At 36.9% G+C, this 9603-nt stretch carries 9 protein-coding genes; all 9 read left to right on the forward strand.

Annotated features, from left to right (window positions below; translation table 11 throughout):
* The 9 genes from JOC48_RS21600 to JOC48_RS17530 all read left to right on the forward strand — a co-directional run bounded on the left by JOC48_RS21600 (position 1) and on the right by JOC48_RS17530 (position 9467).
* Positions 1 to 2046, forward strand: a complete 2046-nt coding sequence (locus JOC48_RS21600; RefSeq protein ID WP_275580772.1) for an ABC transporter ATP-binding protein — start codon at positions 1 to 3, stop codon at positions 2044 to 2046.
* Between the two features lie 101 nt (positions 2047 to 2147).
* Positions 2148 to 3503 (forward strand): acyclic terpene utilization AtuA family protein, encoded by a 1356-nt coding sequence (locus JOC48_RS17500; RefSeq protein ID WP_204501711.1) that lies wholly within the window; start codon positions 2148 to 2150, stop codon positions 3501 to 3503.
* Positions 3504 to 3505: 2 nt separating this feature from the next.
* Positions 3506 to 3871, forward strand: coding sequence for an AtuA-related protein (locus tag JOC48_RS17505; RefSeq protein ID WP_239584457.1), 366 nt, complete (start codon positions 3506 to 3508; stop codon positions 3869 to 3871).
* Positions 3843 to 5558 carry a CocE/NonD family hydrolase gene (locus tag JOC48_RS17510; protein WP_204501712.1) on the forward strand — a complete coding sequence of 572 codons (1716 nt, stop codon included), beginning with the start codon at positions 3843 to 3845 and terminating at the stop codon, positions 5556 to 5558. The genes JOC48_RS17505 and JOC48_RS17510 overlap by 29 nt, the downstream gene beginning before the upstream one ends.
* 19 nt (positions 5559 to 5577) lie before the next feature.
* A complete protein-coding gene (locus JOC48_RS17515; protein ID WP_204501713.1) occupies positions 5578 to 6762 on the forward strand; it encodes an acetyl-CoA C-acetyltransferase in 1185 nt (394 codons plus the stop codon).
* A gap of 53 nt (positions 6763 to 6815) precedes the next feature.
* Positions 6816 to 7481 carry a CoA transferase subunit A gene (locus JOC48_RS17520; protein WP_420829227.1) on the forward strand — a complete coding sequence of 222 codons (666 nt, stop codon included), beginning with the start codon at positions 6816 to 6818 and terminating at the stop codon, positions 7479 to 7481.
* A gap of 35 nt (positions 7482 to 7516) precedes the next feature.
* Positions 7517 to 8185, forward strand: a complete 669-nt coding sequence (locus tag JOC48_RS17525) for a 3-oxoacid CoA-transferase subunit B (protein WP_204501715.1) — start codon at positions 7517 to 7519, stop codon at positions 8183 to 8185.
* A 140-nt stretch (positions 8186 to 8325) separates the two neighbouring features.
* A complete protein-coding gene (locus JOC48_RS21705) occupies positions 8326 to 8577 on the forward strand; it encodes a helicase-related protein (RefSeq protein ID WP_420829228.1) in 252 nt (83 codons plus the stop codon).
* Between the two features lie 365 nt (positions 8578 to 8942).
* Positions 8943 to 9467 (forward strand): DnaA N-terminal domain-containing protein, encoded by a 525-nt coding sequence (locus JOC48_RS17530; RefSeq protein ID WP_204501716.1) that lies wholly within the window; start codon positions 8943 to 8945, stop codon positions 9465 to 9467.
* The last annotated feature ends 136 nt before the right edge of the window (positions 9468 to 9603 follow it).

Consider the following 9603-nt stretch of genomic DNA (forward strand, 5'->3'; position numbering starts at 1 on the left):
TTGGAGCATTTATTAGAAGTAAAAAATTTAAAAACACAGTTTGGAATAGATGGGACTACCGTCAAAGCTGTAGATGGGGTTTCCTATTACGTTGATGAAGGAGAAGTTGTCGCCTTTGTTGGTGAAAGTGGTAGTGGTAAGTCAGTTACACAATATTCAGGACTACAATTAATTCCATCTCCTCCAGGTAAAATTGCAGGGGGTGAAATAATATATGAAGGAGAGAATCTACTAGATTTTGGACCCCGAAGTGAAAAAATGAGAGAAATTCGTGGTGGAAAAATTGGTGTTATTTTTCAGGAACCCATGACATCACTAAATCCAGTAATGACTGTTGGAAATCAAATTAGTGAAGCGATTATGCAGCATTTGAATTTGAAAAAGAGAGAAGCCAAAAATAGAGCTATTGAACTCTTGAAAACAGTAGGGATTCCAGATGCCGAGCATAGAGTTGACTACTATCCTCATCAGTTTAGTGGGGGAATGCGACAAAGAATCATGATAGCTATGACATTGTCTTGTGATCCAAAACTATTAATTGCAGACGAAGCAACTACTGCTTTGGATGTAACAACTCAAGCACAAATTTTAGAGTTGATGAAAGACGTGGTAAAACGTACCCATACTTCACTTGTTATGGTTACTCATAATCTTGGTATTGTGGCACGCTATGCAGACAGAGTTTATGTCATGTATGCTGGTGAAATTGTAGAATCTGGTCCTACTAAAGAAATATTTAATAACCCCAAACACCCATATACATTAGGCTTATTAAAAGCTGTACCCAGACTGGATTCTTCAAAAGACTCAAAGCTTGTTCCAATCGATGGAATGATGCCGGACCTTAGTAATAAACAAGACCAATGTGCTTTTCAGCCAAGATGTAATCATTATACAGACCATTGTTTAAGTAGTCCTTCCCCGCAACTTAAACCTGTAGATGAAGGGCAAAAACATTTATATGCATGTTATGAGAATATAAATAAAAATTTGTTTGAAGAAAAATTAAAGAAAAAATCCAGTATTCAGGAGCAGGAGGAAGAATCTTTATATAAAACTGAGTTAACCGAGGAAAAGGATACCATTTTGGAGGTTAAGAATTTAAAAATCTATTTTCCAGTTAAAAAGGGGCTGATGAAAAGAAAAATCGGCGATGTGAAAGCGGTTGATGATGTCAGTTTTAAAATTAAAAAGGGAGAGACATTAGGTTTAGTTGGAGAAAGTGGGTGTGGGAAAACTACTGTTGCAAGGAGCATATTACGACTATATGAAACTATAGATGGAGAAATATCGTTTAAAGGACAGGATATTGCGAACATGTCCAAAAAGGATTTACGCTTTTTGCGCAAAAATATGTCCATGATTTTTCAAGATCCATATAGTTCTTTAGACCCGCGTAAAACCGTGGAGAGTATCGTTGGAGAACCTTTAAAAAACCACAAGTTAGTAAAAACACAGAAGGAATATCAAAAACGAATCAGTGAACTATTAAGTTTGGTTGGGTTAGATCCAACAGTAAAGGATAGAGTCCCCCACGAATTTAGTGGCGGTCAAAGGCAAAGAATAGGCATAGCACGTGCACTTGCCAGCGATCCGTCAATTATTGTTTGTGATGAAGCGATTTCCGCTTTGGATGTTTCCATACAGGCTCAAATTATAAACTTAATGAAGGAGTTACAAGCCAAACTAGGTTTAACTTTCCTATTTATTGCACATGATTTGGCAGCAGTTAGACATATAAGTGATCGAATTGCAGTAATGTATCTAGGGAAAATAGTTGAGATAGGAGATTGGAGAACACTATATGAAAATCCACAACATCCCTATACAAAAGCTTTATTAAATGCTGTTCCAATCCCTGATCCTTTAGTAGAAGAAGAGCGTGACAGAATTATTATCGAGGGAGAAGTACCAAGTTTGTTAAGCAGGCCAAAAGGTTGTCCATTTTCAAATCGGTGTCCTTTAGCTTCGGCTGAATGTTTGGATGTGGAACCAGCACTTAAAAGTATTGAAACCAATCACGAAGTAGCCTGCATAAAAGTATAAGTATTAAACTGTTTAACAACAAATAAGAAAATTGAAATAAGCCTAAATCGAAATGTAATGGTTAATTTATAACATACCTGAACCTTGAGGAGGATCATATTGTGAAAAAAGTACGAATAGGTTCTGGTGCAGGATATGGTGGAGATCGTATAGAACCAGCCCTGGATATAATGGATAAAGGCAATGTAGACTATATCATCTTTGAATGTCTTGCAGAGAGGACAATTGCATTAGCTCAAGAACAGAAAATAATGAACCCGGAAAAAGGCTACAATGAATTACTTGAATATAGAATGAGAAAGATATTACCAATACGTCAAAAAAGAGATATTAAATTAATAACTAATATGGGGGCTGCAAATCCATTAGCAGCTGCAAAAGTGGTTAAAAAAATCGCAATAGAACTTGGAATAACAAACTTAAAAATAGCAGCTGTTCTTGGAGATGATATTTTTGATAAGATTTCTAACTATGAAAATTTGAAAATGATTGAAAACGGTGAAATGTTAAGTTCGCTCCATAACTCTATTGTTTCAGCGAATGCATATATCGGAATTAGCGGTATTGTTCAAGCTTTAGATAACAATGCTGATATCGTCATTACGGGCCGTGTATCAGACCCATCACTTGTTCTCGGTCCACTAGTTTATGAATTTGGGTGGGAGACAGATAATTATGATTTACTTGGTAAAGGGACATTAGCTGGACACTTACTGGAATGTGGATCTCAAGTAACTGGTGGTTATTTTGCTGATCCAGGCTATAAGGACGTTCCGGATCTATGGAAGGTAGGCTTTCCAATAGGAGAAATCTATGAAAATGGTGAAATAGTAATTACCAAGCTTGAAGAATCTGGTGGAATTGTTAACAAAGCTACGGTTAGTGAACAGATTTTATATGAAATTCATGATCCAGCAAATTATTATACACCAGATGTCATCGCAGATTTTTCTCAAGTTACTTTAGAAGAACTAGAGATTAATAAGGTTAAAATTACTGGGGCAACTGGAAAAGAAAAGAATAATTACTTTAAAACAAGCGTTGGGTACAAGGATGGATACCATGTAGAAGGGGAGATCAGCTATGGTGGATCTGGTGCCTATGAAAGAGCAAAACTTGCTGGAGAAATTATTCAAAAAAGATTGGAACAGTCTGAAGTGTTCTTACAAGAATTAAAAATAGATTATATTGGGATTAATTCCTTATATAAAGATCAAATTGCAAACGCAATCAATAATAACTTTGATGATTTTAAAGATGTAAGACTTAGAGTCGCTGGAAGACTTGTAATCCAAGAAGATGCTTATCATGTAGTGAATGAAGTTGAATCTTTGATGACAAATGGCCCTGCTGGTGGAGGCGGAGTAAGAGTACGTACTAAAAAGTGTATTGGCATTGTTTCTATTTTAGTACCAAGTAAAGATATTGATATAGAGGTGCATTATGAAGAGGTGTGAAAATGAAGTTAAGAGAGGTTGCTCATTCAAGGACTGGCGATAAAGGAGACATATCAAACATATCACTTATCGTCTATGACATGGAAGATTATGAGATGATAAAGCAACAGGTGACGACGGAAAAAGTGAGAGATTGGTTCACGGAGATCGTTTTTGGAGAAGTTCAACGTTTTGAGATTCCTAGCCTCGGAGCTTTAAATTTTGTAATGAAGCGAGCTTTAGGAGGAGGGGTTACAAGATCTCTTTCTCTTGATATGCATGGTAAAAGTCTTGGTTTTGCATTATTAGAAATGGAAATAGAGTTTGATAAGGAAAGGGCTGGCAATGGGAATGGACGAATTGCAGAAAAGACAAAAGGAAACTCTTGAAATAATCCGTCGGGAGTTGCCATCACCTCCTTATGGATTTAATAAAAAAATCGATTATATGGTCCAAATGCGTGATGGGATAAAGTTAGCAACACATGTTTACTTGCCAGAAGGAGAAGGACCATGGCCGACTATTCTTATGCGTAACCCGTATCCACACATGAATTATTTTTTCGGTGGAATTTTGGAATTGTTTTCCAGTAATGGATATGCGGGTGTATTGCAAAATTGTAGAGGTACTTCTGACTCGGAAGGAGATTGGGAACCTTATTTGCATGAAAGAAATGATGGAATAGATATGCTGGAATGGCTTAGGTCACAGGAATTCGTTAATGGAAAGATAGGACTATATGGTCATTCCTATGGTGCATTTGTACATCTAATTATTGCTAACCAGTTACCACTAGAAGTGAAAACACTAGTATTATCACAATTTGGTTCTGATCGTCACCGTTCCGTTTATATGAATGGAATGTTTCGGCATGATATCTATACGGCATGGGGAATACAAAACTCAGGATTTGATATAAGTGGTCAAGGAGATATATACCAGCAGGCTATAAATACTCGCCCACATATTAATATGGATTTAGAATTGTTTGGGGAGAAAATGAACTGGTATCGTGATTGGTTAACCAATGTTAGTCGAGTAAGTGCTCCCTGGAGTGACGGAATATGGGCTGAGATGAAGAATATCCCGAGTCAAATTAATCGCCCAGTTTTTCTAATAGGTGGTTGGCATGATCATCATTTAGATGGAATGGATCAAATATACCGAAACCTTCCGAATGAGACAAAAGAAAAAAGTAAATTTGTTGTTGGACCATGGGCACATTCCCTTGCCCCGATTGGTGATTTAGAGTACCCAAATAATAATATTTTAGGTACATCTACCATAAAGGGAATTTTAAATTGGTTTGAATATCAATTAAAAGGTGTTGATGTCCGTGAGTCTGTTGGTACTGTTAATACTTATGTCATTAGAGATAATAAGTGGCATACTTGGAAACAATGGCCACCTGAGACTGAGAAATTTCGATTTTATTTGCAAAAATCAGAAGATTGCGCCTACAACGGAGGAATTCTATCTCAACACCCATTAAATAAAGGACAAATCATTTCTTACCGATATGACCCTGAAAACCCGTTACCAACTAACGGTGGTTCTGCGTTGCTTGCATGGATGAATCCAGATTTTAAAGCACCACAACCAGGTAGCGTGTTACAGGAAAAACCAGGATTAAGAGATGATGTTGTTACATTTATTTCTAATATTATGCAAGAAGATATGATGATCAGCGGCAATATTAAGGTGCATCTTGCAGTTAGTACAGATGTAGAAGATACTGCATTTACCGTTCGTATTGACGAGTTATTTGAGAGCGGAGAATCCTATAATATAGCTGATGGTATTACAAGCCTGTCATATCGAAATCAAGCAATAAGCAAGAAGGCATATTCGCCTAATGAAGTAGTTGAGATTGAGATCGAGTTATGGGCTATAACATGGTGTGTAAAAAAAGGATCTAGAATTAGACTTGATATTTCTTCATCCAATTTTCCCGCTTATCACCTTCACTCTAACTTTGAAGGATCCTGGGCAGAACAGGCTGAAACGAGAGTAGCAACCCAGAATATCCATGTTGGAAACACAGTATCGTATGTTGATCTTCCCATATCCAATTAAAATAAAAGGTGTGAAAATGATGAGTAATATTGAAGTAGTTATTGCAAGTGCAGCTCGTACCCCAATAGGAAGCTTTAATGGTTCGTTAAAGGATCTATCATCAGTTGATTTGGGTTCAACAGTGATTAAGGAAGTTATAAAGCGAGCTAATATTGAGGAAGACGAAGTAGATCAAGTAATTATGGGGAACGTTCTTCAGTCAGGACTAGGACAAAATCCGGCACGGCAAGCATCGATCCAAGCTGGATTAGCTAATCATGTTCCTGCATTTACTGTTAATGATGTTTGCGGATCCGGACTAAAGGCAATTCACCTTGCATTTCAGGCTATCCTTACTGGAGAAAGTGATTTGGTAATTGCTGGCGGAATGGAAAATATGAGTCAGGCACCATATCTGGTTAGTAGAAATATGCAGGGGATAGGCAATAAAAGTTTGAAAGATAGTATGATTTCTGATGGGTTATGGTGTGGGATAACAGATATGCATATGGGAAACACAGCGGAAAATCTATGTGAAAAATTTAATTTTACTAGACATGAATTAGATGAATTTGCATTAAGCAGCCAGGAAAAAGCTGAAGCAGCACAAAGAGAAGGCTTATTGAAGGATGAGATTATTCCCATAAAAATAAAACATAAGAAAGACACATTTTTATTTGATCGAGATGAGCACCCAAGGTCTGGAATAACCTTAGAAAAGTTATCGAAATTAAGACCAGCTTTTAAAGAAAGCGGTTTAGTTACAGCAGGTAATGCATCAGGTATAAATGATGGTGCTGCTGCAGTTGTAGTAATGAGTTCAAAAAAAGCAAAACAACTAGGAATAGAACCTTTGGCCATAATAGAAGCTAACGCTTCGGCTGGAGTCGACCCATCGGTAATGGGATTGGGGCCTGTTCCAGCGACTGAAAAGGCATTAGACAAAATGGGATTAACCATCGATGAGATAGATTTATTAGAAGTAAATGAGGCATTTGCGTCTCAGGCTCTCGCTTTTATAAAAAGTTTCCAGTTAAACAGGGAAAAAATGAATGTAAATGGTGGGGCAATTGCTTTTGGACATCCAATTGGTGCAAGTGGTGCTCGAATTATGGTTACATTGCTTTATGAGATAAAGCGGAGAAAAGCACAGTTGGGCCTAGCCTCCTTATGTATTGGTGGTGGTCAAGGAATTGCAACTATCGTTAGAAATAGTAATTTTTAATAGATTTCTAAAGGAAAGGGTGGAATCCATTGAAACCGGTATTAGATTCATATATGGATGCAGTGAAGGATATTTATGATGGCGCAACGATTATGGTAGGTGGTTTTGGCCTGGTTGGAATACCAGAAAATTTAATCATTGCATTAGGTGAAAAAGGTGTAAAAGATTTAACGGTTATATCAAATAATTGTGGAGTGGATGATTGGGGTTTAGGGATACTATTGAGAAATAAACAAATCAAAAAGATTATCGCCTCTTATGTTGGAGAAAATAAAGAATTTGAAAGGCAAGTACTTTCTGGAGAAATTGAAGTAGAATTAACACCCCAAGGAACCCTTTCAGAAAAAATCCGTGCTGGAGGAGCGGGGATTCCTGCTTTTTATACTCCTGCTGGTGTCGGAACTCCAATAGCAGAGGGAAAAGAAATTCGAAATTTTAATGGCAAAGAGTACCTCCTGGAACCGGCTTTAACAGCTGATTTTTCTTTAGTACGTGCCTATAAAGCAGATACAATGGGAAATCTAATATATAACAAAACAGCAATGAATTTTAACCCTATTATGGCTAAAGCGGGGGAAGTAACTATAGCTGAATCTGAGTACATTGTTGCACCTGGTCAACTTGATCCACAGTCTATTCATACTCCAGGTATCTATGTCGACCGGTTGATTATGGGCGTTCAAGAAAAGCGGATAGAGCGGCTTACAATATCTAATTAATTTTAGAAACTAATCAGAAGAGGGGAGAATGAACTGTGATTGACACGAAAAGGAAAAATCGAGAGCGGATAGCCAAACGGGCTGAGCAAGAAATAAAGGATGGTTACTATGTTAATCTAGGTATTGGTATGCCGACACTAGTTGCAAATTTTATTACCGAGAATAAACAAATAGTACTCCAGTCTGAAAACGGTTTACTAGGAATTGGCCCCTATCCAAAAAAAGAAGAAGTTGATCCGGATTTAATTAATGCTGGTAAGGAAACGGTTACAACTACCCTCGGAGCATCTTTCTTTGATAATAGCGAATCATTTTCAATGATTCGAGGCGGTCATCTAGATCTTGCTATTCTAGGGGGAATGGAAGTTTCCGAGAAAGGCGATTTAGCCAATTGGATGATCCCAGGAAAAATGATAAAAGGAATGGGCGGGGCAATGGATATCGTTCACGGTGCTAAAAAGATTGTCATTATTATGGAGCACGTTTCGAAAAAGGGTCAACCCAAAATATTAAAAAAATGTACTCTGCCTCTTACAGGTCTTCAGGTAGTTAGTCGGATTATTACCGATCGCGCTGTAATAGATGTTACAGAAAAAGGTTTGAAATTAGTTGAAGTTGCTAAGGGATTTACAATAAAAGAAATTAGGGAAACGGTTGAACCAGATGTGATAGTAAGTGATGATATTAAAATGGATGCTTATTAAGCAAAGTTTTAAGTATATTTTTTATAAAAATGTGATGTTTAAAAACAGGAAAGTACATGTAGTTATCTTCATAGTCGCAAATAAACAACGGAGCAAACAGACAAAGGTTTGCTCCTTGATACATTACTGTTGCATGAGAAATTAAAACAACAAGAAATGAGGCAACTCAACAACTGGAACGAAGCGAAATTGATGTCATCTTTAGGGTAGATTTATTCAATAAGGGAATCGATATCCCAGCCGTTGACTCATTGTTGTTTTTTCGCCCAATCGAGTCTTTGACTGTATTTACCCGACAGGTTGGCCGTGGTCTTTATTCGGGCCGTCAATTTGACATAAGCTTTAGGGTATCAGGTACTGTTTATGTTTTCCAAGTGATATTGTTAAGGTAGATAGTTTTATAAAGTGATTAAATGGACTGGTAAACACGGGATAAAAAAAGGGACACGGTTCAATCCCACCCGTGTCCTTTTGTGCGATCTATATTTTTGCTTCCAGAACAATCACCGACAAATTTCGGGTCGTCACTGTGACATAAGAGGTTATCCTAATCAGGGTCAGGGACCACAATTGTAAATTCTATTATTTCATACACCAGGCATCATCAAAAGACAGTTGTAAACTGTGGTGAGTGGCACCTTTTTCCGTATATAATAAAAGTAATAATAAAACTTGTAGACAAAAATAATTGATGCAAAAGCAAGAACGAAAGAGCAGAAATAAGAGCTGAAAATTCAAAAATATTGGGGGGATGATAATGAGTGATTTATGGTCAAACGTATTATCGGAACTGAAGAAGAAGATATCTGCACCTAGTTATGAAACGTGGTTAAAAGATACAACTGCTGAAATCGAAGGTGAAGTTATTACAATCAAATCAAATAATGTATTTTCTTCTGATTGGTTAGAATCCAGATACAAAGATTTAATATTCGAGACCGTTCGAGAGATTGCTAGAGAGACATACGATTTAGAGTTTGTACCAAGGGAAGGCAAGGTCGTCTATCATAATTTAACCCAAAAAGAGTATATAGATTTACACAAGAAGGTAGAAACTCTAGAAAAAAGGATTGAGAAACTCGAAAGTCCTTATAAAAAGAAAAGGGATGTCTTTGGAGAACCGAAGTTGCCGTATGATGAATTGGCAGGCGAATTGAAAAGTCTTTATGGATTTATGATGGCTGGTTTTGATAATGATGAACTTGCACAGCAAGTTGCTGAAGAAAAGTTAGAAATTCTAATAGAATTGATAACGGATAAGAAGTTCCCAGAGGATGAGTAAAAATATCATCTACTAAACCTAAAAAAACAACACTATATTAAGGTGTCAGCGTATAATGGTAAATAAGTCAACCACCATTTTTAAGTAAAAAAGACCGACCTTAACTAAAACTCTTAAAATCGCTTTTTAAAAAGTT

It is taken from the genome of Aquibacillus albus, assembly GCF_016908325.1.
GTDB classification, from domain to species: Bacteria; Bacillota; Bacilli; order Bacillales; family Amphibacillaceae; genus Aquibacillus_A; species Aquibacillus_A albus.